The following is a 24291-nucleotide window of genomic DNA, read 5'->3' on the forward strand; positions in this document are numbered from 1 at the left end:
GCAACTCCTAATAGGCTGTAGGAAAATTCATCCTATGATTGGACGAAAGCGCAAAGCCCATGACAGACATCGCCCCCCTGATCAAACGTTCCCTGGTTGACCAAGCCCTGGAGCAACTGCGCCGGCGCATTACCGAAGGCAGATGGGCCATCGGTGAGCGCTTGCCCACCGAGCCCGAGCTGTCCGCCGAGTTGGGCATCAGCCGCAATACCGTGCGCGAAGCCATGCGGGTGTTGGCGTTTTCCGGCTTGATTGAAATCCGCCAGGGCGACGGCAGTTACCTGCGCTCGATGACCGACCCGCTGGGCGCCATGCGGGCGCTGTCCAGTTGCACCCTGGAGCAGGCGCAGGAGACGCGGCAGATTCTGGAAGTGGAGGCCATCGGCCTCGCGGCACTGCGCCGCACCGATGACGATCTGAAAAAATTACGCCTGGCCTTGAGCATCAGCGGCGAGCTGTACCACGGTGACCTGGAGGCTTACATCAGCGCCGATCAGGTGTTCCACAAGCACTTGGTCGACGCGGCACATAACCCGGCCTTGAGCGAGCTGTACCAGTATTTTTCCGCCATCGTCGCTGCGCAGTTGCGCCAGACCCTGAACATTTCGCCGCGTCGCCAGGCCGTGTTCGACCTGCATGTCGCCCTGCTCGATGCCGTGGAAAACCACGACCCCGAACGCGCCAAATCCCTCTGCCGGCAGTTGATCAATGAACCTTGAAGCCAAACGCACGCCCGAACTCGAAGCACTGTTGATCGACGCCGAAGCCGACGACGACGTGGTGCAGCACAGCCACCCGGTGGTCATGCGGCCGTGGCTGTTGCTGCTGGGCTTGATCCTGGTGGCGCTGAACCTGCGCCCGGCGTTGTCGAGCATGTCGCCGTTGCTGGCCGAAGTCTCCAGCAGCCTAGGGCTGTCAGCCGCCAAGGCCGGTTTGCTGACCACCTTGCCGGTGCTCTGCCTTGGCCTGTTCGCACCGCTGGCGCCGATCCTTGCACGGCGATTCGGCGCCGAGCGCGTCGTGCTGGGGATTCTGCTGACATTGGCGGCCGGGATTATCCTGCGCAGTTCGTTCGGTGAGGTCGGCCTGTTCGCCGGCAGCCTGATTGCCGGTGCGAGCATCGGCATTATCGGTGTATTGCTGCCGGGTATCGTCAAACGCGATTTCGCCAGGCACGCCGGCACCATGACCGGCGTCTACACCATGGCTTTGTGCTTGGGGGCGGCACTGGCCGCGGGTTCCACGGTGCCGTTGAGTCATTACTTCGGCGACAGCTGGAACATCGGCCTGGGCTTCTGGATTGTGCCGGCACTGGTGGCGGCGCTGTTCTGGTTGCCGCAGGTCGGGCAAAAGCATGGCGCGCACCAAGTCGCCTATCGGGTCAAAGGTTTGCTGCGCGATCCGCTGGCCTGGCAGGTGACGTTGTACATGGGCCTGCAATCCTCGTTGGCCTACATCGTGTTCGGTTGGTTGCCTTCTATTCTGATCGGCCGCGGCCTCACGGCGACCGAGGCCGGGCTGGTGCTGTCCGGTTCAGTTATCGTGCAACTGGCCAGTTCCCTCGCCGCGCCGTGGCTGGCCACCCGTGGCAAAGACCAGCGCCTGGCCATCGTGGTGGTGATGCTGCTGACCCTCGGCGGCCTGTTTGGCTGCCTGTACGCGCCACTTGACGGCCTGTGGGGTTGGGCGATTTTGCTCGGCCTGGGCCAGGGCGGTACGTTCAGCCTGGCGCTGACCTTGATCGTGCTGCGCTCGCGTGATTCCCACGTGGCCGCCAACCTGTCGAGCATGGCCCAGGGCATTGGTTACACCCTGGCGTCCATGGGCCCGTTCGCGGTCGGCCTGGTGCATGACTGGACCGGCGGCTGGGGCGCCGTGGGCTGGATCTTCGCGGTGATCGGCCTGGGCGCGATCATCGCCGGCCTCGGCGCCGGGCGTGCGCTGTATGTGCAGGTCAGCAGCGAAAAACGCTGAGGTTAGAGGTACACCACTTCCAGCGTGGCGGAGCCGTCCATCAGCGTCTCCACACTCAGGTCCAGGTTCTGCTTGGCGTTGATCACGGCTTCCAGGGTCAGGGTGCTGGTCAGGTTCTGGATCGCCGATGGCCCGGCGGTGCTGCCGACCACATCGGTAAAGCCGAGCAAACTCCTGGAGCCGATGTCGATGGGGTTGGTGTTCGACGTGCGCCACGCCACACCACCGGTGGTGGATTCGGTGCCGTAAGTCACCGGCAAGGCATCGGCGACGGTTTGCTTGGGATCGAACTTTACCGAGTAGACCCCCAGTTTGTTGCCGGCGGTGTCCAGCCCCAGCCCGTAATAGATCTCGCTGTTGACGTGAGCCGTGCCGTCGCGGTTATCGCGCATGCGCAGGGCGTAGCGGCCGGGGGCATTGCAACTGACGGTCAAGGTCAGTGTCTTGAGCGGCAGTCGCGTACCGGTGGCCTGGTTGAGGTCCTTCTGAGAAATCTTGCCGAAGTCCACCAGCCCGCCGGCGGACAGCACCGGCGTGCAGGCCATGGGCGTGATCAGCCCGCCGACGGTCAGTTCGGCGGTTGAAGCGGCGTGGGCCATGCCTGTGACCAAGCCTGAACAGATCGCCAGGGGGATCAGAAACGGTTTCATGCTGTGCTCCTATAAATAGTGAATTTCGAGAGTGCCCGAGCCATCCAGGCGTACTTCACTGCTCAAGTCCAAGGAGCCCAAGGGCGCAATCACCGCTTCCAGGCTCAGCGTGGCGTTGAGATTTTGAATGGGACTGGGGCCGCTGGTACTGCCGGACGTAGCACCAAAACCCAGGTAGCGATTCGCGCCGACGGCCGCGACGCCCGCTCCGGCGCTGCTCCAAGGCACCCCGCCGGTGGCGGAGTCGGTCGAAAAAACCTGGGCGAAGCTGTCGGCGGTGATGCGGGCCGGGTCGAACAACAACCGGTAACGGCCGATTTTCTGTTGGCGCGCGTCCAGGCCAAGCCCATAGGTGCTGTCATCGGCGGTGCCGGTGGCCGAACCCTGGCGATTGTCTTGCATGCGCACCGCGAAGGCGGTCGGCCCATCGCAGGTCACACTGAGTGACAAGGCGCGTGGGGCCAGGACCGTGTCCTTGTCGACATTCAGGTCGCCAATCGACAGCTTGCCCAGCTCCACATGGCCGCCGTTGGACAGCGTGGGCGTACACGCCGCCGGCGCAAAGCGCGCTTGCAGACGCAGCTCGCGCGAGCGCCCGGCGGCGAGGGCGTCGAACAGCCCGGCGACGTCCCAGGTCACGGCATCGCGTACCCGTGCGGCGTCTTCGCTGGCCCAGGCGCTGGCATCGATCTGCAAGGACAGGTTGCGCCCGCTCACTGCAACGCCTGCGCGCATCGGCACAATGCCGTGGTCCGGTTGCCACGCCAGTTGGGCGCTGACAGTGGCGGGCGGTTGGCCTTGGCCTGCAATCAAACCCAGTTCCACGGCTTGGCCGTCCAGCACCGCTTCGCTGACGCGCAAGCCGTAACTGCCGCGCTCGCTAAAACGAAAGCGCTCCGCCCCGGCGCCCAGGCCGCGATAAAACACGCTCATGTCGGTGGGCTGCGGGCAGTTCAGCGTCAGGCTGATACGCCGCTCGCCGAGCAAACGTTCAGGTGCAGGCGCCAGCGCTACGGCGCGGTTCATCAGGCCGAAATCCAACTGGGCCTGGCTAAGGTTGAGCTGGCATTCATCGGCGGCCCAGGCGCCGCTGCTCAGCAGCGCAACGCCCAGGGGATACAACGGGTGTTTCAGGCCCATGGTGAACGTCCTCATGGCTGGCGGCACCGGGCCGCTGCGGTTTCGAAATACACCTCGGGGTCTGCGGTTTTCGGCAGTTCAAAGTCCAGGCGACAGCGTGGCTGCCCCGGTGCCTTGACCCACAAGGTGCGCGGGTCGAGCACGTCGGGCAGGAATACTTGGCTGCCTTCCTGCACCAGGGTGATGAACTCGCCGTCGGCGCTGGTCACGGTTGCGCCGCGTGGCAACGGCTGGCCGCTGTCGGTGGTCACGTTCAACAGCGCGCGGCGGGTAAGGGCCACGCCGAAGTGCACCTTGTCGACCGCACCGCGCCCGGCGGCGATCACGGCCAGGCCGTTGTGGATATCGGCGTTGCGCGGCAGTGAGCGCGTCTGCACTTCCACCGGGCTGCGGCCATAGGCGCTGAGTTGCGGCACCACGGCCTGGCCTTGCCAGTCGGTCCATACCGGGCCGCTTGGGGTGCTGACCTTGATCCCGGCCATATCGCCCACCGACATCACGGCAAAGGTGTCGCGCACCGGGTACGGCGAGAAGGTCAGGCCGTCTTCATGCAGCACCACACCGCCACGGGCGCCGCCCTGGTAGCTTGAACGTTCGTCATCGCTGCGGGTGTAGTTGAAGTCCAGCTGGCTGTACCACGGCAGTGCCGACACGCCGAGCGACGACTCCACTTCGCGGTCACGACTGTCGCGTTCCACGCCTACCCGGTAGCTCAATTGGTCGTTGAGTTGCTCGTTCACGCCCACCCCCAGGCGATGCTCGCCACCGGTATTACGCACCCAGGCACGCCCGCGACGGGTTTCACCCAGCGGCACGCTGAGGTTCAGGTAAATGCTGTCGTCATTTTGCTGGCGGCCGCCCACTTGCCATTCGGCACTGGCCGACACCGACACCCGGCCAAAACTGGTGCCCCAGGACGCCAGCGCGCGGCTGCTGCTTTCACCGTTATAGGACGCCGTGCGTGAGACCCCGGCGCTGAACGCGCCCAACGTCGGGTGCGCCCAGGACGCAGTCGCGCTTTGCTGGTCGCGGTAGCGCGTACGTTGTTGATCGTCGCTGTTGCCGACGTAGGTTGAATCCTCAAGGTCGCGGTAACCCTGGGAGCGCCAGGAACCGGCGGTGCTCACCGCCCAGCGGTCACTCAGTCGCTGGGACCAGGAGAGGTCGGTTTGTACACCCCGCTCAGTGCCCATGCGCTTGGGGCTGGCTTGCGCCGCCTGGGCGGAGAATTGCAGCTGGCTGTCTTGCCACGGCAGCCAGCCCAGGCTCGCACCCGCCGAGCGATAGGCATCCGCCATCAGCCCGCCGGCGCTGACGCTGAGTTGCGGGTGCAACGGGCCGCTCCAGCCTGCGCTGATCACCCAAGGCTCACGGCCGTCGCTGTTGCCGATCTGCCGCACACGCCCGGCCGCCACTGAATAGCCCGGCGCGGGCAGGCCCAGGCCGAGCATGGCGGCGGGCACGGTAAAGCGGCGCTCTTCGCCGGTGGTTTCCTTGACCGTAACTTCCACGTCGGAGCGGCTGTTCAAACGCCGCACGTCAGTCAGCGCGAACGGCCCGGCCGGCACCACGGTGGAGTGGATCAACGCGCCGTTCTGACGGATTTCCACCTGGGCCGGGCTGTTGGCGATACCGGTGATGGTTGCGCCCTGGTTCTGGTCTTGCAGCGCGGTTTCGGTCAGCACCTGGGCGCCGGTAATCTGCGTGCCCGCCAGCACCGGGTTGTAGAGGCTGATTTGCCCGGCCTGCAACACCGCCTGTTGTTCGGCGAACGTGCGTTGGGCGTAGGCGTCCAGGTGGGTGGTGCGCGAGTTGCCGTCCTGCCAGGTTTTCGCCTGCCGGCTGCGCACGATCCAGTCGCCGGCGTTGAAGCCGACTTCGGTGTTGGCTGAGCCGAAGCGGCTCGTGTTGTCGCCGAACTCGTTGTAGAGGCCGGTCAGGTCGTAGTTGAGCAGCAAGGCTTTGCCGCCGGTCTGGTAGCCGGAAATGTCCTGCTGGGCGGGGCGCAGGGCATCGGTCGGCACCACCAGGGCCACGGCCAGGGCGGCCGGGTCTTGCTCGATCACGGTTTGCGGGTAGCGCTCGATAAAGGGTTGGCAGGTGCGGGCGCCCTCGTCATCGGGCACGTTCAGGTTGCCCGCATCCAATAGGGCGCGGTTGAAACACAGGCCGCCCTGACGGTCGAATTCCACGTCCACCCGGCCACGGCGCAGGCCGTTGACGCTGAGGTTGACGGCATGCCGGCCCGCCGCGAAACGCGGCGCTTGCAGCAGCAGGTTGGCCAGCTCCGGGTCGATGCCGCGTCGGGACAGCGTCTGGGGATCGAAGGCGCCGGCGATATCACTCGCCAGCACCGCCTCGCACGGCAGTGCGCCGCCCAGGGTCAGCGCCAGGCTCGTCAGTATTTTGCGTGCGCGGCGGGGTGAAACGCCGGGCACGGCGCGGCCGTCGCGGTCAGTCATTGCTGTGCTCACAAGGTCGTACTCAAGTGTTGGGTGGCTTTGGCAAGCCACTCTTTTTTATAGGGCGTTCTTTTTATAGGGTGATCGGTGCTTCGTAAGGCGCTACGGCAAAGCCATACACGGTGGCCGGTTGCAGCTTCACGCGGTTGGCGCCGGTGTCGGTGCTGGTCACCGACACGTTCAGGGTTTCACCGGGCAGCACATAGGTGCGCGGCAACAAGGCCGAACCGCTGCCGGGCAGCAGCCGCAGTTCCTGGGCCAGGCGCACCACGTAAGGGCTCGGGTTGTGCACGCTCAATTGGTCACGCTTCAAGCGCCACTCCAGTCCGGTCCAGGGCGTGCGGTTGGGGGCCAGGCCTTTGGGGTGCAGGATCACCGGCAGGTTCTGGCGCACCGTCACGCCCACCTGTGCATGCCCGGCCTGGGCCGCCGAACGGCCTTGGGGCATGCCTTCGAAAATCACCCGTTTCAAGCGTTGGGTGGTTAACGGCTCGGCCGATTGCAGAATGAAGCGGATCAGTTGGCTCTTGTTCGGTTCGACCCTGGCCAAGGGCGGGGTCACAAACAGCAGTGTTGCGGTGTCTTCAGGGATGTCTTCCAGGGTGACGTGCAGCAAGGCCAGCTTGTCGTCAGTGTTGGTCACGGTGACCGAGGCCTCGCCTTCGCCCTCGTGGACGATCACCACCGAGGTGTCAGGCACCATGCCATCGGCCAGCACCAGGGCCGGGCTACCGATCGCCAGCGCCAGCGCACCGAGGTACAGGCCGGCAACGCGAGTGAAGATGAAGGCTCGGGTAAAAAAGGGCAGGGCAGTCATGGCTACAAATACCTCAGGTCAAGCACGATGGAACCGTCCAGCGGCACTTCTTGCTTGAGGGTCAAATAGGCGGCGGCATTGATGGACGTATTGATTTGCAGGCTGGCGGTGACTTCGCGATGGGGCTCCGGCACCAGCGTGCCCAGGCGGGCGAACCCCATGTAGTTGTTCGGGAAGGCGTTGGTTTCGGGGAACCAGGTTTCACCCTTGTTGCTTGAGGCCAATACCAGCACGCGTTCGCCGTCGCCCATGGCGTCGCGATAGGCCAAGGAAACCGTGCCCAGCCGTTCGCTGGGCACATGGATGTTGTTGCCCAGGCCATAGTAAAAACCCGGCCCAAGGGACGAGTCGGCGCGGTTGTCCACGCCTACCAGAACGAACAGCACCGGTTGGTTGCAACTTACATTCAGGTCCAGTGATTGCGTGGGCAGCGCGCTGAACTCGTACTGGTTGAGGCTGCGCGCCGGCACCCTGCCGTGGTCGACGACGCCGTTGGCAGACAACGTCGGGGTACAGGCATTGGGGGTGATCAGGCCGGTAACATTCAACTCGGTGCTGGACGCCGCCAACACCAGCGGGCTGGCACCAAACAGGTAAAACAGGGCAAGAAGGCGTGAAGAAATATGCTTCATGGGGAAGGTTCACCGGTTGCCGGGTTCATCGTTTGCGTAGGTGACAAAGGCAGGCGCGCAGGCCTGCCGTTGTTCGACTCGAAGGGTGTTACAGATATCGCACGGTGAGGGTCACCGAGCCATCGATCTTGACTTCGTTGGTGAGGGTCAGGCCGCTGGTTTTGGCGATAAAGGGCAGGACGTTGAGGTCTGCGGTCCACACTTGAACCGGGATTGGCGTATTGACGCCGGCCACGGCGGGGGCGATGAGGTTGTTGCGCATCAGGTTGCGCTCCGCGCCCCAGGTGACGCCGTCATCGTAAGAACCGACGGTGGAGACCGACACGCCATCGGCAACCGGGTTCAGCAGTTTTAATTCCATGCCGCCAAGTTTTTCCGTGCCGTTGATCAGGCCCAGGCCGAATTCCATGAAATCATTGTTGGCGTCAGACCCTTCGCGGTTGTCCTTGGCCTCCATCGCCATCAGGGTTGCGGCATCACAGGTGACAGTGAATTGCACGACTTGGCCGGGCAGAAAGGTCGACGCGTCAGGTTTCAGATCCTTGGCCGAAATCTTGCCGTAGTCCACGGTGCCGCCGCCGGACAAGGTCGGGGTGCAGGCGCTTGGGGTAATCAGGCCCTTGACCGTCAGGTCGACGCTGGACGCGGCGAGTACGTTGGCACTGCCGAGCAACAGCAGGGTGGCGGAGAGGGTTTTGAATGCGGTGTTCATGATGGGGTTCCTGAATGGGGAGACGGGAAAAAGGGCTTACAGGTACTTGAGTTGCATCACGGCCAGGCCGTCGATCGGCACCTCGTCGACCAAGGTCAGGTCGCTGGCGGGCGCGATCATGGTGAACGCCCGCAGCCGGGCGCTCAGGGTCTGCAGCGCCATCGGCGTGGTGGGGCTGCTCGGCGCCGCGAAGGAGGTCAAAGCGGTGTGGCCCAGGTACGAAGACGGGTACCAGGTAGCGCCGCCGTCACGCGACAAGATGGTCTGCGCCGGCGCACCGTCAGCCACCGGGTCGAACAGGCCGAACGCCACGTTGCCGAGTTTCTCGTCATCGTTGGTCATGCCCAGCCCGTGGTGCGCCGGGTTGAGTGCTGCGCTGCCGGCGCGGCTGTCTTCGGTGGACAGGGTGAAAAACGTCGGCCCTTCACAATTCACCAGCAGGGTCATTTCACCGGCCTGCAGGCTGGTGGGCTTGTCCGGGTCGAGGTCCCTGGCGGTCAATTTGCCGTGGTCGACGATGCCGCCATCGGACAGGGTTGGCGTACAAGAGGACGGGGTAATGACCCCGGTGACACTCAAGTCGGTGTTGCTGGCGGCGAATGCGCCTGGGGCGCAGGCCGCGAGCAGCAGGGCAAGAGCAGCGGGCGTGGTTCTTTCCATGGGCACAGGTCCTTGTGATCGATGCAGTGAACGGGTGGGTTACAGGTAGCGCACTTCCAGGGTTGCGGAACCGTCGATCGGTTGTTCTTCAGTCAGGGTCAGTGTCTCGGAGGCGGCGATGATCGGGTGGATCCTCACGTCGCTGGTCAGCGTCGTGATCGCGATAGGCGCCCAGTCGCCACCTGAGTTACTGCCGAAGGCGGTGAACCAGCCGGGGATCCAGATGGCGTCCTCGCTGTTCTCGATCCAACTGGCGCCGTTGTTGCGCGAAACCAGCTTGGTCACGGGCTGGCTGTCGGCGAGGTAGTTATTGAGAACCACCAGGAAACTGCCGACCTTTTCGGTTTCGTTGATGAACCCCAGGCCGTACGACGAGCTGTCGACATCGATGGATGAACCGGGGCGGTTATCCACGCCGTTGAGTGCAAACAGCGTGGCGGCGCTGCAGTTCACGTTGAGTTGCAGGGTGGTGGCCGGCAAGGGCGTGGGTTGGCTTACCTGCAGATCCCTGGCGGCGATCTTTCCATAGTCGGCCACGCCGCCCTGGCTCAGGGTCGGGACGCAGGCGCTGGGCGTAATAAGCCCGGTGACGGCCAAGTCTGTGCTGCTGGCGGCGAATACGGGGCTGGCGGCGACTATCAGCAGGGTTGCGGCGAGGGTAACGAGAGGGCGAGCCATGGGTCACATCCTGTGGGTTATGGGGTGGCTTACAGGTATTTCACTTCAAGCGTGGCGGAGCCGAGGATGGGGATCTCGTTGGCCAGGTTCATGCCGGCCGTGGGCCTGAGCATGGTTGCCACCTTCATGTCTGACGTCACGTTCTGTACCGGTGTGGGCGCCCAGCTGCCCGTTGAGCGGTCGCCGAACGACGCGAGGTAGGCCACCGGCATGACGTCGCCCGGGGCGTTTTCCTGCCAAGTAAGGCCACTGTCGCTGGACTCAAGCACAGAGATCGGCGCACCGCCGGACGTCGCGTTATCCAGCGACAGCATGTACATGCCCAGTTTTATACCGTCGACCAGGCCCAGGCCGTAGCCGTTGAACGCGTCAGGGGAATCGCCACGGTTATCAACACCCTGCAGCGCCAGCAGGGTTGGCGCTTCGCAGGTGATGTTCAGCTGCAGGGTGTGATCGCCAAGCCATGTCCAGTTGATCGGGCTCAAATCCTTGGCCGCCACTTTCCCGTGGTCGATCATCCCGCCGCTTGAAAGGCTGGGCGTACAGGCGCTGGGAGTAATCAAGCCCTGGACGGTCAGGTCGACGCTGCTGGCGGCAAACACGGTCGAAGCGCCGGTAAGCAGCAATGCGGTGGCTAACGGGGCGAAGGGAGCTTTCATTTCAAGGGTTCCAATACGTTGAGTCACGCCGTCGCGACACTTGCTGTGCGCAGTGTGTCGACGGGTGCAAGGCGGCTTTTAATGTTTATCTGGACTGCTCAGGGGCCGGCGAACCGTCCCTGACTAGAGTGGGCCGTAATCTAACGAGGGGCCTGGGCGGGAGACATACAACTTTTACGACAATCACAAAGACTCGGAAATTGGAGTGATCCGTGTCAGAAGAATGAACAGTTAAATGTAGGTAAATGGTCAGTTTCGTAGTTGTTGTATGGTCAGAGCGGCGTCCGAAACGATACTTTTCCTTGGCGATGACCGTCATTTGAATAATTTGAAACCTGCTGCAGAGTGCGTTCCGTTGACTGTCGCGTCAGCGCTCCTCGCCCACACGACCTTCGTGTTTCTGGGCGACGGGCGCTGCACCACCGACACCATCAACGAGGTGAGCGAGCGTGCCTTCGAGCGATGTCTCTGCGCAGCGCATTCCGGTCCATTTCTCCCCGCCCGATCACTGGCGACACTTGGTGGTATTGGTCGCGGAGGACCATTCGGCCTACCGCGCGCTGTTGGGCTGGTTCCTGGAAAAACTCGGGCTTGGCCATGTAGTGGTAGGCGACGGCTGTGAAGGCTTTGCCGCCTTCACGCGCAGGCGCTTCGACCTGGTGATCAGCGACTGCCATATGCCCCGCATGGACGGCTATGCCCTGGCCCGCGCCATACGCCTGCACGAGCGGGCGAACGGGCGGTGCCGGGTGCCGATCATTGCCCTGACCGCCAACCTGCACGCTGACGAACCGCATTGCTGTCGCGATGCTGGCATGGATGCCTGGCTGCTAAAACCGCTGACATTTGCGCAGTTGTGCGATGTGCTTGGGCGATGGCTGCCCGGCCCACCGTGTGACGTATCGCCGGCCGTATCCAAGGGCTCAACGGCCTGGTCGACCCGCGCAGGCATGGTCCAGACCTTCGGCAGCGAACAGGTGGTCAACCAGATGCTCGGCAGCTTGCTGCACGAAGCCCGCACGGACTGCGCGGCCCTGGCCGATGCGCGTATCACGTTGAACGCCCGGCTTGTGTTGGAGCGGCTGCATCGTCTGCTGGGCAGCCTGGCTTTTTTAGGCTGCGACGACTTGGAGGCGCTGGGTGGTGCGCTGATTGAACAGGTCCGGCTCCAAGGCGTGTGGGCGAACCTGGGAAGGCTGGAGATGTTTGAGCATGACCTCAAGCGCTACTTCGCGTACGTGAGTACGTTATGAGGTTTCATCTTGGCTTGTAGGAAGTTGTTCTTTTGAGTTGTAGTTTTTGTATGTGGGCCTTTTCCTTTTATTTTGTAAGTTTGATGGATGGCACTACAAGGCACTGGGTTTGGCTGAAATGTGCCTTTGCCGGGCGGTTGTTGAAGCGCCCGGTCGGAGGTATTTTGCCCGGAATCAAGTGGCCATCATCCGTGAGTATTTATGCTTCGAGTAATAATTGCCGACGATCACCCCATTGTCCGCATTGGGCAAAGGGTGGTGATTGAGGCGAGTGGCACCTGCAAAGTCGTTGGCGAAGCCAGTGGCCCCGATGAACTGCTGGTGTTGCTGGGCACCATGCCCTGCGACGTGTTGGTAACCGATTTCGCCATGCCGGGTGGGCGCCAGGCTGACGGTTATTGCTTGCTGAGCCTGTTGCAACGCCAATACCCGAAGATGCCGGTGATTCTGGTCACCATGTTCGCCAACATCGCGACCCTGCGGGCCTCCTTCGCCCATGGCGCACAGGCCATCGTCGCGAAAAAGGCCTCGGCCAAGGAGTTGCCCCTGGCAATCAAGGCCGTCACCAAGGGCCAGACCTTCGCCAGTGAATGTTTACGCGAGCAGTTGCACGAGGCCGGCACGGGCGATCAATCTCAACCGCCGCAGTTGTCCGGCAAGGAACGTGAAGTGGTGCGCATGCTGGCCAGCGGCATGACCGTCAGCCAGATTGCGGCACGGGTCAACCGCAGCATTTCCACCATCAGCAAACAGAAAAGTACGGCCATGAGCCGGTTGTGTATTTCAACCGATGTGGACTTGTTCGCCTATGCGCGCTCGGCGGGGATGGTGCCGTAGACGGTATCCTTGAGTCTGCCACGGTGATTACTCATTCCCATAGCGAATAGCCATGGCATTCCCTTGTTGCGCAGCTTATCGTTCAGTACCTCTGACCACCGTGCGAACCCTGCCCATGAGTGATGCCCACAACGCCCTGATCACCGAGTTCTACAGCGCCTTCCAACGCCTGGACGCCGAAGCCATGGCCGCCTGCTACACCGATGACGTGGTGTTCAGCGACCCGGCCTTCGGCGAGCTGCGTGGGCGCGATGCCGGTGATATGTGGCGCATGCTCACCACCCGCGCCAAGGACTTTTCCCTGACCTTCGACCATGTCCGCAGCGACGACAGCACCGGCAGCGCGCATTGGGTGGCGACGTACCTGTTCAGCGCCACCGGCAACACGGTGGTCAATGATATCGGCGCGCGGTTTGTGTTTCGCGACGGCAAGATCTGCGAGCACCACGACCACTTCGACCTGTGGCGTTGGTCGCGCCAGGCACTGGGCCTCAAGGGCCTGTTGCTGGGCTGGTCGCCGGCGCTGAAAAACGCTGTGCGCGCCCAGGCGCTTAAAGGCCTGAAGGCATTCCAGGCCGGTGGTTGATAAGATTGGCGCTTCTCTGGTTTGCCGAATTGCCCTGTGACTGAATCGACTGAACCCAAACCCTGGTTCGTGTACCTGGTGCGCGCTGCCAATGGCTCGCTGTATTGCGGCATCAGCAATGACCCGGTGCGCCGTTTTGCTTCCCACCAAAGCGGCAAGGGTGCGCGGTTCTTTTTATCCAGCCCGGCTGTGGCGCTGGTTTACACCGAGCAGTGCGCTAGTAAAGGCGAAGCGCTGCGCCAGGAACGGCTGATCAAGAAGCTCAAGAAAAGCGCCAAGGAGTGCCTGGCGGCGAGCGGCTCATTGATTTGACTGATGGGTTCCCATCTCGCCTGCGCGCGATTTTGCGCGTTAAGCTAGCCGCTCATCTATCCAGCGGAGCCTGGCATGTCTGAGTTGATCCTGCACCATTACCCGCAGTCCCCTTTTGCAGAAAAAGCCCGCTTGATGCTGGGCTTCAAAGGTTTGTCGTGGCACTCGGTGCTTATCCCACCGATGTCGCCCAAGCCCGACCTGACCGCATTGACGGGCGGCTATCGCAAGACGCCGGTATTGCAGGTGGGCGCGGATATCTACTGCGACACCGCCCTGATCGCCCGGCGCCTGGAGCAGGAAAAATCCACCCCGGCGCTGTTTCCGCTCGGCCAGGAAATCAACACCCAAGCCTTCGCTTACTGGGCCGACAGCGTGGTGTTTCACCATAGCGTGGCCTTGGTCTTTGAGCCGGAATCCGCCGCCGTGCGCTTTGCCAAAGTGCCGCCGCAAGCGATGCAGGCGCTGATGGCCGACCGCGTCGCGCTGTTCAGCGGTGGCACGGCGAGCAAGGTGCCGGTCGAGCTGGCCCGGCATCAATGGCCGGCGCTGATGGTGCGCCTGGAGCAGCAACTGCAGCATGGCGCCGGGGACTTCCTGTTTGGCGAGCCGTCGATTGCCGACTTCGCCATGGCGCACCCGTTGTGGTTCCTCAAGGGCACGCCGGTGACGTCGCCGTTGGTGGATCACTACCCGGCCGTAGCGGCCTGGCTGGCGCGGGTATTGAGCTTTGGCCATGGCAACGCCAGTGAAATGCGCGCCGACCAGGCGTTGGAGATTGCGCGCAATGCCACGCCCGCGCCCTTGCCGGAGGAAATCTTCGAAGACCCCAACGGCTTCAAGCCCGGCCAGCCGGTGACCATCAGCGCAACGGACTACGGCGTAGACCCGGTCGCCGGTGAGCTGCTGTTCGCCGGGCGCGAAGAGCTGATCCTGCGGCGTACGGATGAGCGCGGCGGTATCGTGCATGTGCACTTCCCACGCCTGGGTTTTCGCATTCAGGCGCAATAAACAAAAATATTTGCAAACAAAGGTGAGGTAAATCCACCGCCCAACCGTGTAGTGCTTGAAACTGCGATCAATTCGCATTAACAGCGTTTTCTACACGGGTTCTCACAGCATGAAATCGACGGCGGGCGGTTGGGTAAAACAGTGGCTGGGAGCCTCGGTATTGACGGTGTCGGGGCTGGCATTGCTGCCTTTGGCCGTGGCGCAGGCACAGGAGCAGCAAAGCGCCCAGTTCAACTTTGCCCTGGCAGCCAAACCGCTGCCCCAGGCCCTGAGCGATTTCAGCCGCGTCACCGGCATCAGCGTGATCTACACCGATGAAGCGCCCTACGGCCTCAGCGCCCCGGCGGTCAGCGGGCAGATGAGCGCGACCCAAGCCATGCAACGCCTGCTGAGCAAATCAGGCTTTACCTTCCGCCAGATCGACGCGCGCACCTTGGCCCTGGAGCCCGTGCCCACCGACGGCGCGGTCAACCTCGGCGCCACCACCATCAGCGGCGCCGGCCAAGCTCAGGACAGCACCAGCTACCAGCCGCCGCCCACCAGTTCGGTGATGCGTTCCCACGGCCTGCTGCTGGAAACCCCGCAAACCGTCAACGTGGTGCCGGCCCAAGTGCTGCGCGACCAGACACCACGCAACCTGGACGACGCCCTCGCCAATATCAGCGGCATCACCCAGGCGAACACCTTGGCCAGCACCCAGGACGCGGTGATGCTGCGGGGTTTTGGCGATAACCGTAACGGCTCGATCATGCAGGACGGCATGCCGGTGGTGCAGGGCCGAGCGCTCAACTCCACCGCCGAGCGCGTTGAAGTGCTCAAAGGCCCGTCCTCCTTGTTGTACGGCATTCAGGACCCGGGCGGCGTGGTCAATATCGTCAGCAAAAAGCCCGAACTGGTGCAGTCAACTTCCCTGACCGCACGCGGCTCGACCTTCGGCGACGGCAAGAACGGCAGCGGCGGCAACCTCGACACCACCGGCCCGATTGGCGACAGCGGCCTGGCGTATCGACTGATCGTCGACCATGAAGACGAAGATTACTGGCGCAACTTCGGCACCCACCGCGAGACGCTGGTGGCGCCGTCCCTGGCCTGGTACGGCGACACCACCAAAGTGGTGTTCGCCTACGAACACCGCGAATTCCTCTCGCCGTTCGACCGTGGCACCGCCATTGACCCCAAGACCAACCACCCGCTGAACATCCCCGCGACCCGTCGCCTGGATGAGCCGTTCAACAATATGGAAGGCCGCTCCGACCTGTATCGCCTGGAAGTCGACCACGATTTGAACGACGACTGGAAGGCGCACCTCGGCTACAGCTGGAACCGCGAAACCTACGACGCCAGCCAAGTGCGCACGGTGTCGGTCAACTCGAATGGCACCCTGACTCGCAGCATGGACGGCACCCGCGGTGCGTTGACCACCGACCGCTTCGCCACCATGAGCCTGGAAGGCAAGGTCAACATCGCTGGCATGCAGCATGACTTGGTGTTCGGCCTGGACGACGAGTACCGCAAGATCTATCGCGCCGACCTGATTCGCCAGGCGCAACGCAGCGCGTTCAACTACCTCGATCCGGTCTACGGCAAGGATGTACAAGGCACCACCGTCAGTGCCAAAGACAGCGCCCAGACTGACCTGCTGCGCAGCGACTCACTGTTCTTTCAGGACGCCATTCACCTGACCGACCAGTGGATTCTGGTGGGTGGTGTGCGCTATCAAATGTACGACCAATACGCCGGCAAGGGCGTGCCGTTTACCGCCAACACCAATGGCAATGGCCAGGCGTGGGTGCCGCGTGCCGGCTTGGTGTACCGCTACACCGATGAATTGTCGTTCTACGGCAGCTACACCGAGTCGTTCAAACCCAACTCCACCATTGCCGCCCTGGCCGATGGCAGCACCTTGACCGGCGACTTGACGCCTGAGGAATCCAAGTCCTGGGAACTGGGGGCCAAGCTCGACATGCCAGGGCGTATCACCGCCAGTGCGGCATTGTTCAATATCGATAAGCGCAACGTGCTGGTCTCGGTGGGTTCCGGTGCGAACACGGTCTACAGCATTGCCGGCCAGGTGCGTTCCCGTGGCCTGGAATTGGACGCCACCGGCCAGTTGACCGACCAATGGAGCCTGATCGGCAGCTACGCCTACACCGACGCCTTGGACACCAAGGACAAAGACCCGACGCTTGAAGGCAACCGTCTGCAAAACGTGGCCAAGCACACCGGCTCGCTGTCGGCGGTTTACGATTTCGGCAATATTTTCGGCGGCGATCAACTGCGGGTGGGCGCGGGCGCCCGGTATGTCGGCGAGCGCGCAGGCGATGCCGCCAACGACTTCAACCTGCCCGGCTACACCGTCGCAGACGCGTTTGCCACCTACGACACCAAGATCGAAGGGCAGAAGGTCAAGTTCCAGCTCAACGTGAAGAACCTGTTCGACCGCACGTACTACACCTCGGCCGCGAGCCGGGTGTTTGTATCACTGGGCGATGCGCGGCAGGTGTCGGTGTCCAGTACTCTGCAGTTTTAACCTGCCAGGTAGTGCTTGTTGTGGCAAGCAGGCTGCTGTGGCGAGCGGGCTTGCCCCGCGTTGGGCTGCGAAGCAGCCCCAAAACCAGCCGCTGCGGTGTGCCTGAAAAAACGCGGTGGCCTTTCCAGGGGCCGCTTCGCGCCCCAACGCGGGGCAAGCCCGCTCGCCACAAAGGCATTGAGCTGGTAGCGTTGCCGCCACTAAAGACTTCGCGGGAAAACGCTACTGATGCAGTTGGGCAAATGGATACACACCAGCGCAATGCTGGTCGGCTTGAGCGTTTTACTGGGCGGCTGCGCGAGTGTTTCGCCGACTTCCAACTCCCTTGATCAATTGCTGGCCGACCCCGCGCTGCACGGTGCCTCGGTGTCGCTGATGGTGCGTGACGCGCGCAGCGGCGCCACGCTGTACCAGCACAACCCACGCACACGGCTGGTGCCGGCCTCCAACCTCAAGCTGTTGACCACCGCCGCCGCGATGGACGTGTTGGGGCCGCAATACCGCTTCGCCACGCAAGTGCTGAGCAACGGTATACGCCAGGGCGATCGCCTGACCGGCAACCTGTACCTGCGTGGCCTCGGCGACCCGACGATGCAATTCGCCGACTACCAGGCGCTGGCGGCGCAACTGGCCAGCCAGGGTGTTCGCCAAGTCCAGGGCGATATCGTGTTCGACGACACCTGGTTTGACGCCGAGCGCCTGGGTGTCGATTGGTCCCACGATGATGAAACCACCTATTACGGCGCGCAGATTTCGGCGCTGACCGTGTCACCCAATGCTGATTTTGATGCGGGCAGCGTACTCGTCACGGCCAAAGCGCCGGTGCGTGTCGGCCAGCCTGTGAGCGTCGAGATCTTCCCGCCCACCGATTACCTGCAATTGAGCAATCGCGCGGTGAGTGGGCCGGGTAACACCTACGGGATCAACCGCCGCCATGGCACCAACCTGTTGCAGCTCAGCGGCGCGGTGGCGCCGGGCCGGCAGAGCCCGCAACTGGTCAGCGTCTGGGAGCCGACGCAACTGGTGGCCAATCTGTTTGAACAAGCCCTCAAGCAGCAGGGCATCACCGTGCTGGGCCGTCGAGTGATGGGGGCTGCAAGCCCGGCCGGCGTGACCGTGCTGGCCGAGCATCAATCGGCGCCGTTGCAGGAACTGATCACGCCGCTGCTCAAACTCTCGAACAACAACATGTCTGAAGCCTTGCTCAAGGCCATGGGCCGCAAGACCGCGAACAGCGGCACGGCGGCGGCGGGTGTGGCGGCGGTCGATGGGTTTCTCAAGCGTCAGGGCGTGGACACGGCAACGCTCAAGCAGGTTGACGGTTCCGGCCTGTCGCGGCAGAACCTGGTGTCGTCGCAAACCCTCACCGACCTGCTGCTGGCCGCGAGCAAGCAACCATGGTTCAACGCCTGGTACAGCGCTCTGCCGATTGCCGGCAACACCGACCGCATGACCGGCGGCAGCCTGCGCTATCGCCTGCGCGGCACTCCGGCGGAAAACAACCTGCATGCCAAGACCGGCTCCATGGGCGGCGTGTCATCGTTGAGCGGCTACATCACCGACGCCCACGGGCGCCGGTTAGTGTTCTCGATGATCAGCAACAACTATGTGGTTGCCGGTGCACAGGTCAAGGCTGTGGAGAACCGCGTGGCGGTGGCCCTGTCACGCTGGGACGAATAATTCAGGGCTGATAGCCCATCCGCCAACTCACGGCCCGGGTCGCTGCCAGCAAGCGCTGCGCCGCCGGGCCGTCTTCATCGGCGTGAAACAGTGAGGTCGGGCCGACCACGGTCATCACTGCCGCCACCTGGCCGACCGCGTTGAACACCGGCGCCGACAACGCATCGACGCCAGGCATCAGCAAACCATGCACAAAGTGCAGGCCGCGGCTGCGGATCTGCTCGCAGGCGGCGGCGTAGGCCTGGTCGTCGGCCAAGGCATGGGCGATACCGGCCTGAACCTCGCGTTCGCGCAATTCCACGGTTTCCCGCGACGGCAGATAGGCGCTGAACACCAGCCCGGTGGACGAGCTGAGCAGCGGCAACACCGAACCCAATTGCGTCACCACCGTGATTGCGCGCACCGCCGGCTCGATGTGCACCACGGTTGCGCCCTGGTTGCCCCACACCGCCAAAAAACAGGTTTCATTCAGTTCATCACGCAGTTCCGCCAAGGGCAGGGCGCCGACTTTCAACACATCCATGCTGCCCAGCGCGGCCAAGCCCACGCGCAACGCCTCGCGGCCCAGGCCGTAATGGTTGGTGGCGGTGTTCTGTTCGGCAAAACCCGAGGCGATCAGCGCCTGCAAATAGCGGTGGACCTTGCTCGCCGGCATCTGCACATGTTCGGCCAGGCGCGACAGCGAAGTGGCCGGGGACAGTTCGGCGAGGGCCTTGAGGATATCGGTGCCGACTTCAGCCGAGCGGACTTTCTGTTTACCGGTGTCGCGGGGCTTTTCCATGGAAGGGCGAGAATCCGAGAGATGAATGGGCGTCTTTATAGCTTGACGGTCGATAGTGATCAAATTACGTTATGCGTAACTGGATTACGATAAAAACAACTTCCGCTCAGAGGATGATCCATGAACCTCGAATACCTGTCGGGCTTCGGCAATGAATTCGCCAGCGAAGCCCTGCCCGGCGCGCTGCCCGTCGGCCAGAATTCCCCGCAAAAAGCCCCTTACGGCCTGTACACCGAACTGTTCTCCGGCACGGCGTTCACCATGGCGCGCAGCGAAGCCCGCCGCACCTGGCTGTACCGCATTCAGCCGTCGGCCAATCACCCGGCGTTCGTCAAACTGGAGCGGCAGTTGGCCGGTGGGCCGCTGGGCGCGGTGACGCCGAATCGCTTGCGCTGGAACCCACTGGATGTTCCCAGCGAGCCGACAGACTTTATCGACGGGCTCGTAGGCATGGTCGCCAACGCCGGGTCGGACAAACCGTCAGGCATCAGCATTTATAACTACCGCGCCAACCGCTCAATGGAGCGCGTGTTTTTCAACGCCGACGGCGAACTGTTGATCGTGCCTGAGCAGGGCGGCGTGCGCATCGCCACCGAACTTGGCGTTTTGGACGTCGAGCCGCTGGACATCGTGGTGCTGCCGCGTGGCCTTAAATTCCGTGTCGAACTGCTGGATGCGCAAGCACGCGGTTACGTCGCGGAAAACCACGGCGCGCCGCTGCGCCTGCCGGACCTGGGCCCAATCGGCAGCAATGGCCTGGCCAACCCGCGTGACTTTTTAACGTCGGTGGCCCACTACGAAGACCTGAAGCAGCCGACGACACTGGTGCAGAAATTCCTCGGCGAGCTGTGGGCCTGCGAGCTCGACCATTCGCCGCTGAATGTGGTCGCCTGGCACGGTAATAACGTGCCGTACAAATACGACCTGCGGCGTTTCAACACCATCGGCACCGTTAGTTTCGATCACCCCGACCCGTCGATCTTCACCGTATTGACCTCGCCCACCAGCGTGCACGGCCTGGCTAACCTCGACTTCGTGATCTTCCCGCCGCGCTGGATGGTGGCCGAAAACACCTTCCGGCCGCCGTGGTTCCACCGCAACCTGATGAACGAATACATGGGCCTGATCCAGGGCGCCTACGACGCCAAGGCCGAAGGCTTCCTGCCCGGTGGCGCGTCGCTGCACAGCTGCATGAGCGCCCACGGCCCGGATGGCGAGACCTGCACCAAAGCCATCAACGTCGAGTTGGCGCCGCACAAGATCGACAACACCATGGCCTTCATGTTCGAGACCAGCCAAGTGCTGCGCCCCACGCAGTTCGCCCTCGAATGCTCGCAATTGCAACCTTCTTACGACGCGTGCTGGGCCTCGCTGCCCGCCACCTTCAACCCGAACCGGAGATAACCCATGACTCAACCAACGCCAACTCGCAGCTGGGTGGCCTCCGCCAACGGTCATCAGGATTTTCCCCTGCAAAACCTGCCGCTGGGCGTGTTCAGCATCAACGGCTCGGCGCCGCGCAGTGGCGTGGCAATTGGCGATGCGATTCTCGACCTGCATGCCGCGCTGGACGAATTTGACGGTGAAGCACGGCGTGCCGTTGAAGCCACTGCCGGTGGCCAACTGAACGCCTTTTTCGAACTCGGCCGTGGCCCGCGCGTGGCCTTGCGCGAGCGTCTGCTGGAACTGCTCGCCGAAGGCAGCAAGCTGCAAACCCGCGAGGCTCAGGTGCTGCACCGCGCCGCCGATTGCCAGATGCACTTGCCGGCAAAAATCAGCGACTACACCGACTTTTACGTCGGCATCGAACACGCGGAGAACGTCGGCAAACTGTTCCGTCCCGACAACCCGCTGTTGCCGAACTACAAGTACGTGCCGATTGGTTATCACGGCCGTGCCTCGACCATTCGCCCTTCGGGCACCGAGGTACGTCGGCCTAAAGGCCAAACGCTGCCGGCCGGCCAGACCGAGCCGACTTTTGGCCCCTGCGCACGTCTGGATTATGAGCTGGAGCTGGGCATCTGGATCGGCCAGGGCAATGCCATGGGCGACTCGATTGCGATTGGCGATGCGGCCGAGCATATCGCCGGTTTCTGCCTGCTCAACGACTGGTCGGCACGCGATATCCAGGCCTGGGAATATCAGCCGCTGGGTCCGTTCTTATCCAAAAGTTTCATCACCAGCATCTCGCCCTGGGTGGTGACGGCCGAAGCACTGGAGCCGTTCCGCAAAGCCCAACCGGCACGCCCCGAAGGCGACCCGCAGCCGCTGCCATACCTGCTGGACAAGCGTGACCAGGCCGCCGGCGGTTTCGACATCGAACTGGAAGTGCTGCTGACCACCGCCGCGATGCGCGAGCAAAACCTGCCGGCCCATCGCCTGACCCTGAGCAACACCCAGCATATGTACTGGACCGTGGCGCAAATGGTTGCGCACCACAGCGTCAACGGTTGCCAGTTGCAGGCCGGTGATCTGTTCGGTTCGGGCACCTTGTCCGGGCCGCAGCCGGGGCAGTTCGGCAGCCTGCTGGAGATCACCGAAGGCGGCAAAAAGCCAATTGAATTGGCTTCCGGCGAGGTGCGTAAGTTCCTCGAAGACGGCGACGAAATCATCCTTCGCGCGCGTTGCAGCCGCGAAGGGTTTGCCTCCATCGGCTTCGGCGAATGCCGTGGCACCGTGATCGCGGCGCGCTAAGAGGGCAGGGCGATGGAACTCTACACTTACTACCGCTCCACTTCGTCATACCGCGTGCGTATCGCCCTGGCGCTCAAGGGCCTGGATTTTACTGCGGTGCCGGTCAACCTGCTGGTGCCGCCGGGCGGTGCCAATCGCCAACCGGCGTACCTGGCGATCAACCCGCAGGGCCGCGTGCCGGCGTTGCGCACCGATGATGGCGAACTGTTGATTCAGTCGCCGGCGATCATCGAGTACCTGGAAGAACGTTATCCACAGGTGCCACTGCTGTCCGAAGACCTGGCGACCCGCGCCCATGAGCGTGCAGTGGCGTCGATTATCGGCTGCGATATTCACCCGCTGCACAACTCCAGCACCCAGAACCTGCTGCGCAAGTGGGGCCATGACGAGGCGCAATTGCTCGAATGGATAGGCCATTGGATCAGTCAGGGCTTGGGGGCGGTGGAGCAGTTGATTGGCGATAAGGGTTTTTGCTTCGGCGAACAGCCGGGGATGGCGGATACGTTTCTGATTCCGCAGCTGTACGCGGCGGAGCGCTTCAAGGTGCCGTTGGCCGCGTACCCGCGCATTGGACGCGTGGCGGCCCTGGCGGCGCAGCATCCGGCGTTTGTGCAGGCGCATCCCGCCAACCAACCGGATACCCCAGACACACCCTAAATCAATGTGGGAGCTGGCTTGCCTGCGATAGCGGTCCGTCAGTTGATTATTCACTGACTGACACGCCGTCATCGCAGGCAAGCCAGCTCCCACATTTTGATCGGCGTCATACTTATAAAAATAATAGGTACCTTGCGATGCACAATCAGATTGCCAGCTTTCGCGCGGCACTCGACGCCCGTCCGGTGTCGCGCTATCAGTGGTTGATCCTTCTGTTGCTGGCGCTGCTGCTGGTAACCGATGGCTACGATGCCCAAGTACTCGGTTACGTGGTGCCGGCCTTGGCCAAGGATTGGAGCCTGGAAAAAGCCGCGTTCGGCCCCGTATTCAGTGCCAACCTGCTCGGGCTGACGCTGGGTTCGCTGCTGGTGACGCCGCTGGCCGACCGCTTTGGCGTGCGGCGTATCTTGCTCGGTTGCGTGCTGATTTATGCCAGCCTCACGGTGCTGATGGTGTTCGCCAATTCCCTGACTACGCTGATGGCTGCGCGGTTTATCTGCGGCATCGGCATGGGCGGCGCGATGCCGAGTGCCATGGCGTTGATGTCGGAATACTCGCCGCCACGTATGCGCACCTTGATGGTGACCTTGGCCGCCTGTGGCTTCTCGTTCGGCGGCGCGGCGGGTGGGTTTGTGGCGGCCGGGTTTATCGAAGGCTACGGTTGGCAGGCGGTCTTCCTGGCGGGCGGTGTGACGCCGTTGCTGCTGTTCCCGTTCCTCGTGTGGCTGCTGCCGGAATCCTTGCCACGTTTATTGCGTGATGCACCGCCGTACGCACGCCTGCAAAAGGTCACGGCGCGCATGCTGCCCGGTTGGCAACCGCCACCGTCGAATGAAGCAGAAAATCGCCAGACGCAAGGCAGCAAACTCACGGTGGTGGAGCTGTTTCGTAACGGCTACGCGCGCCCGACCATGCTGATCTGGGCGACGTTTTTCGTCAGCCTGATTCTGTTGTATTTCATGATCAGTTGGTTGCCGTCGCTGTTGCTGGAAAGCGGCCTCGAGTTGAAAGAGGCCAACCTGGTGACCTCAATGTTCCTGTTTGCCGGCACCCTGGGTGCTATCGGCATGGCCTGGTTTGCTGACCGCCTGAAAAGCAAAGTGCGGCTATTGTCCGGCGTGTTGGCGGCTGCTGCGGTGTGCACCATTTTGCTCGGCTTGAACCACGACAACCCACGCTACCTGGTGGCCTGCGTATTCGCGGCCGGGTTCTGCATCATTGGCGGCCAGCTCACGCTTAATGCCTTCGCCAGTAATTTCTACCCGGCCCATGTGCGCGCCACGGGCACGGGCTGGGCGCTCGGCGTGGGGCGATTCGGTTCAATTTTAGGACCGTTGTTTGGCAGCCTGCTGCTGGCGATGCATATCCCTGTGGAGCAGATTTTCTTCTTCTGCGCGATTCCGGCGGTGATTGCGGCGCTGTTGATCATTCAAGTGCGTTCGCCCGTACCGAGTGCGCCGACAATCCCGCTGCACAGCGATATTCTCAAGGCACCGGCCAATCACTGACTCAACGTCTGATGCGGCTTATGTGGCGAGCGGGCTCGCCACAAATAAAGGGCTTGCC

Annotated in this window: 23 protein-coding genes; 13 read left to right on the forward strand and 10 right to left on the reverse strand. The window is 62.9% G+C overall.

Features of this window, described 5'->3' with window-relative positions; all coding sequences use genetic code 11:
• The first annotated feature begins 59 nt into the window (after positions 1-59).
• Entirely contained in the window at positions 60-719 is a 660-nt protein-coding gene (locus L8I05_RS21800; RefSeq protein ID WP_242171477.1) for a FadR/GntR family transcriptional regulator, read from the forward strand.
• A complete protein-coding gene (locus tag L8I05_RS21805; protein ID WP_242171478.1) occupies positions 709-1974 on the forward strand; it encodes a CynX/NimT family MFS transporter in 1266 nt (421 codons plus the stop codon). The genes L8I05_RS21800 and L8I05_RS21805 overlap by 11 nt, the downstream gene beginning before the upstream one ends.
• A gap of 2 nt (positions 1975-1976) precedes the next feature.
• Here L8I05_RS21805 and L8I05_RS21810 read toward each other — a convergent pair whose 3' ends face one another.
• From L8I05_RS21810 to L8I05_RS21850, 9 genes are all read right to left on the reverse strand, one after another.
• A complete protein-coding gene (locus tag L8I05_RS21810) occupies positions 1977-2624 on the reverse strand; it encodes a DUF1120 domain-containing protein (protein WP_242171479.1) in 648 nt (215 codons plus the stop codon).
• A gap of 9 nt (positions 2625-2633) precedes the next feature.
• Entirely contained in the window at positions 2634-3764 is a 1131-nt protein-coding gene (locus tag L8I05_RS21815; protein WP_242171480.1) for a DUF1120 domain-containing protein, read from the reverse strand.
• 11 nt (positions 3765-3775) lie between these two features.
• Positions 3776-6238: a fimbria/pilus outer membrane usher protein gene (locus L8I05_RS21820; RefSeq protein ID WP_347341226.1), complete on the reverse strand. Its 2463-nt coding sequence runs from the start codon at positions 6236-6238 to the stop codon at positions 3776-3778.
• A 61-nt stretch (positions 6239-6299) separates the two neighbouring features.
• Positions 6300-7043, reverse strand: coding sequence for a fimbria/pilus chaperone family protein (locus L8I05_RS21825; RefSeq protein WP_242171482.1), 744 nt, complete (start codon positions 7041-7043; stop codon positions 6300-6302).
• Between the two features lie 2 nt (positions 7044-7045).
• A complete protein-coding gene (locus L8I05_RS21830) occupies positions 7046-7675 on the reverse strand; it encodes a DUF1120 domain-containing protein (protein ID WP_242171484.1) in 630 nt (209 codons plus the stop codon).
• Positions 7676-7763: 88 nt separating this feature from the next.
• The gene (locus tag L8I05_RS21835; protein WP_242171485.1) at positions 7764-8387 is read right to left on the reverse strand and encodes a DUF1120 domain-containing protein; all 624 of its coding nucleotides are present in this window, start codon (positions 8385-8387) and stop codon (positions 7764-7766) included.
• 36 nt (positions 8388-8423) lie between these two features.
• Positions 8424-9047 carry a DUF1120 domain-containing protein gene (locus tag L8I05_RS21840; RefSeq protein ID WP_242171486.1) on the reverse strand — a complete coding sequence of 208 codons (624 nt, stop codon included), beginning with the start codon at positions 9045-9047 and terminating at the stop codon, positions 8424-8426.
• A 39-nt stretch (positions 9048-9086) separates the two neighbouring features.
• Positions 9087-9725, reverse strand: coding sequence for a DUF1120 domain-containing protein (locus tag L8I05_RS21845; protein WP_242171487.1), 639 nt, complete (start codon positions 9723-9725; stop codon positions 9087-9089).
• A gap of 29 nt (positions 9726-9754) precedes the next feature.
• On the reverse strand, positions 9755-10384 hold the full coding sequence (locus L8I05_RS21850; RefSeq protein ID WP_242171488.1) for a DUF1120 domain-containing protein: 630 nt from the start codon (positions 10382-10384) through the stop codon (positions 9755-9757).
• A gap of 449 nt (positions 10385-10833) precedes the next feature.
• Between L8I05_RS21850 and L8I05_RS21855 the strand changes: the two genes are divergently transcribed.
• The 7 genes from L8I05_RS21855 (at position 10834) to dacB (ending at position 18593) form a co-directional block, all read left to right on the forward strand.
• Positions 10834-11637 carry a response regulator gene (locus L8I05_RS21855; protein ID WP_242171489.1) on the forward strand — a complete coding sequence of 268 codons (804 nt, stop codon included), beginning with the start codon at positions 10834-10836 and terminating at the stop codon, positions 11635-11637.
• A 201-nt stretch (positions 11638-11838) separates the two neighbouring features.
• The gene (locus tag L8I05_RS21860; protein ID WP_242171490.1) at positions 11839-12474 is read left to right on the forward strand and encodes a response regulator transcription factor; all 636 of its coding nucleotides are present in this window, start codon (positions 11839-11841) and stop codon (positions 12472-12474) included.
• 115 nt (positions 12475-12589) lie between these two features.
• Positions 12590-13060, forward strand: coding sequence for a nuclear transport factor 2 family protein (locus tag L8I05_RS21865; protein ID WP_242171491.1), 471 nt, complete (start codon positions 12590-12592; stop codon positions 13058-13060).
• Between the two features lie 36 nt (positions 13061-13096).
• Positions 13097-13372 (forward strand): GIY-YIG nuclease family protein, encoded by a 276-nt coding sequence (locus L8I05_RS21870; RefSeq protein WP_119738470.1) that lies wholly within the window; start codon positions 13097-13099, stop codon positions 13370-13372.
• 75 nt (positions 13373-13447) lie between these two features.
• Positions 13448-14383: a glutathione S-transferase family protein gene (locus tag L8I05_RS21875; RefSeq protein WP_242171492.1), complete on the forward strand. Its 936-nt coding sequence runs from the start codon at positions 13448-13450 to the stop codon at positions 14381-14383.
• A gap of 109 nt (positions 14384-14492) precedes the next feature.
• Positions 14493-16913: a TonB-dependent receptor gene (locus L8I05_RS21880; protein WP_242171493.1), complete on the forward strand. Its 2421-nt coding sequence runs from the start codon at positions 14493-14495 to the stop codon at positions 16911-16913.
• A 228-nt stretch (positions 16914-17141) separates the two neighbouring features.
• Positions 17142-18593: a D-alanyl-D-alanine carboxypeptidase/D-alanyl-D-alanine-endopeptidase gene (dacB, locus tag L8I05_RS21885; protein ID WP_242171494.1), complete on the forward strand. Its 1452-nt coding sequence runs from the start codon at positions 17142-17144 to the stop codon at positions 18591-18593.
• Between the two features lies 1 nt (position 18594).
• Here dacB and L8I05_RS21890 read toward each other — a convergent pair whose 3' ends face one another.
• Complete coding sequence (locus L8I05_RS21890; RefSeq protein ID WP_242171495.1) at positions 18595-19374, reverse strand: IclR family transcriptional regulator; 780 nt, start codon at positions 19372-19374, stop codon at positions 18595-18597.
• Between the two features lie 120 nt (positions 19375-19494).
• On the opposite strand from L8I05_RS21890, the gene hmgA reads away from it, so the two are divergent.
• The 4 genes from hmgA (at position 19495) to L8I05_RS21910 (ending at position 24233) form a co-directional block, all read left to right on the forward strand.
• Positions 19495-20778, forward strand: a complete 1284-nt coding sequence (hmgA, locus tag L8I05_RS21895) for a homogentisate 1,2-dioxygenase (protein ID WP_242171496.1) — start codon at positions 19495-19497, stop codon at positions 20776-20778.
• 3 nt (positions 20779-20781) lie between these two features.
• A complete protein-coding gene (fahA, locus tag L8I05_RS21900) occupies positions 20782-22068 on the forward strand; it encodes a fumarylacetoacetase (protein ID WP_242171497.1) in 1287 nt (428 codons plus the stop codon).
• Between the two features lie 12 nt (positions 22069-22080).
• Positions 22081-22725 (forward strand): maleylacetoacetate isomerase, encoded by a 645-nt coding sequence (maiA, locus tag L8I05_RS21905; RefSeq protein ID WP_242171498.1) that lies wholly within the window; start codon positions 22081-22083, stop codon positions 22723-22725.
• Between the two features lie 137 nt (positions 22726-22862).
• Entirely contained in the window at positions 22863-24233 is a 1371-nt protein-coding gene (locus L8I05_RS21910) for an aromatic acid/H+ symport family MFS transporter (protein ID WP_242171500.1), read from the forward strand.
• The last annotated feature ends 58 nt before the right edge of the window (positions 24234-24291 follow it).

This window comes from Pseudomonas sp. MONT-RG-20F-20-E-7-02 (assembly GCF_022662395.1).
GTDB lineage: Bacteria > Pseudomonadota > Gammaproteobacteria > Pseudomonadales > Pseudomonadaceae > Aquipseudomonas.

Bases quoted from the DNA above. Each gene is read 5' to 3' on its own strand.
- L8I05_RS21810 (WP_242171479.1), bottom strand. From the start codon at position 2,624: ATGAAACCGTTTCTGATCCCCCTGGCGATCTGTTCAGGCTTGGTCACA.
- dacB (WP_242171494.1), top strand. From the start codon at position 17,142: ATGCAGTTGGGCAAATGGATACACACCAGCGCAATGCTGGTCGGCTTG.
- L8I05_RS21910 (WP_242171500.1), top strand. From the start codon at position 22,863: ATGCACAATCAGATTGCCAGCTTTCGCGCGGCACTCGACGCCCGTCCG.
- L8I05_RS21890 (WP_242171495.1), bottom strand. From the start codon at position 19,374: ATGGAAAAGCCCCGCGACACCGGTAAACAGAAAGTCCGCTCGGCTGAA.
- L8I05_RS21815 (WP_242171480.1), bottom strand. From the start codon at position 3,764: ATGGGCCTGAAACACCCGTTGTATCCCCTGGGCGTTGCGCTGCTGAGC.
- L8I05_RS21840 (WP_242171486.1), bottom strand. From the start codon at position 9,047: ATGGAAAGAACCACGCCCGCTGCTCTTGCCCTGCTGCTCGCGGCCTGC.
- hmgA (WP_242171496.1), top strand. From the start codon at position 19,495: ATGAACCTCGAATACCTGTCGGGCTTCGGCAATGAATTCGCCAGCGAA.
- L8I05_RS21835 (WP_242171485.1), bottom strand. From the start codon at position 8,387: ATGAACACCGCATTCAAAACCCTCTCCGCCACCCTGCTGTTGCTCGGC.
- L8I05_RS21875 (WP_242171492.1), top strand. From the start codon at position 13,448: ATGTCTGAGTTGATCCTGCACCATTACCCGCAGTCCCCTTTTGCAGAA.
- L8I05_RS21880 (WP_242171493.1), top strand. From the start codon at position 14,493: ATGAAATCGACGGCGGGCGGTTGGGTAAAACAGTGGCTGGGAGCCTCG.
- L8I05_RS21805 (WP_242171478.1), top strand. From the start codon at position 709: ATGAACCTTGAAGCCAAACGCACGCCCGAACTCGAAGCACTGTTGATC.
- L8I05_RS21845 (WP_242171487.1), bottom strand. From the start codon at position 9,725: ATGGCTCGCCCTCTCGTTACCCTCGCCGCAACCCTGCTGATAGTCGCC.
- L8I05_RS21865 (WP_242171491.1), top strand. From the start codon at position 12,590: ATGAGTGATGCCCACAACGCCCTGATCACCGAGTTCTACAGCGCCTTC.
- fahA (WP_242171497.1), top strand. From the start codon at position 20,782: ATGACTCAACCAACGCCAACTCGCAGCTGGGTGGCCTCCGCCAACGGT.
- L8I05_RS21860 (WP_242171490.1), top strand. From the start codon at position 11,839: ATGCTTCGAGTAATAATTGCCGACGATCACCCCATTGTCCGCATTGGG.
- L8I05_RS21830 (WP_242171484.1), bottom strand. From the start codon at position 7,675: ATGAAGCATATTTCTTCACGCCTTCTTGCCCTGTTTTACCTGTTTGGT.
- maiA (WP_242171498.1), top strand. From the start codon at position 22,081: ATGGAACTCTACACTTACTACCGCTCCACTTCGTCATACCGCGTGCGT.
- L8I05_RS21800 (WP_242171477.1), top strand. From the start codon at position 60: ATGACAGACATCGCCCCCCTGATCAAACGTTCCCTGGTTGACCAAGCC.
- L8I05_RS21850 (WP_242171488.1), bottom strand. From the start codon at position 10,384: ATGAAAGCTCCCTTCGCCCCGTTAGCCACCGCATTGCTGCTTACCGGC.
- L8I05_RS21825 (WP_242171482.1), bottom strand. From the start codon at position 7,043: ATGACTGCCCTGCCCTTTTTTACCCGAGCCTTCATCTTCACTCGCGTT.